The following is an 835-nucleotide window of genomic DNA, read 5'->3' as shown; positions in this document are numbered from 1 at the left end:
GCAATAGAATCGTCTAGAAAACTACCAAAAATCACATTGCCCAACCACCTCGCATATGTAATCTACACATCAGGGTCAACAGGGAAACCTAAAGGGGTAATGATTGAACACGCAGGAATGTCGAACCATCTTTTAGTTATGCTAGATAGTTTTAAGATGAACTCCTCTAGTATTGTTGCTTTTACAGCTCCTTTTACATTTGATATATCTGTATGGCAAATGTTAAGTGGGTTATTGTGTGGAGGGCAAATATTAGTATACAGTTATGACTTAATACGTAGTCCATCAGATTTGTTAGATGCACTATATCTGGATAAAGTAAATTTACTACAGCTAGTACCGTCATACATGTCAAATTTGTTAGATGTAGTCTCTGATCGTGATTTAAAACAATTACATTATTTCTTAGTTACAGGAGAAACTGTAACTCCTTCTCTTTTAGACAAATGGTTTAACCGCTATCCTTCTATACCTGTAGTGAATGCATATGGACCTACGGAAGCCGCAGATGATATAAGTCTTTATTTTATATATAACGAAATAGAAAGAGTTATTGTTCCTATAGGAAAGCCTATAGCCAATACCCAATTATATATAGTTGATTCATTTAATAATTTATGCCCAATAGGAGTAATTGGAGAATTATGGGTGTCAGGTATCGGAGTTGGTAGAGGCTATATTAATGATGCGATAAAAACTCGAAAAAGTTTCATCGACAATCCATTTAGCGATGATTCCGGTTCGCGTTTATATAAGACAGGGGATCTTGCACGTTGGTTGCCAGATGGTAATATTGAATTCATAGGTAGAAAGGATGATCAGGTAAAGATTCGTG

Annotated in this window: 1 protein-coding gene; it reads left to right on the top strand. The window is 35.6% G+C overall.

Annotated features, from left to right (window positions below):
* Window positions 1-835: AMP-binding protein (locus tag ABD816_RS22185; RefSeq protein ID WP_344931106.1), on the top strand; the 835-nt coding region annotated here is incomplete at both ends.

This window comes from Aquimarina addita (assembly GCF_039539305.1).
Classification (GTDB): Bacteria; Bacteroidota; Bacteroidia; order Flavobacteriales; family Flavobacteriaceae; genus Aquimarina; species Aquimarina addita.
Note: the sequence above shows the minus strand (reverse complement) of the source record. Positions and strands in the feature narration are given on the sequence as shown.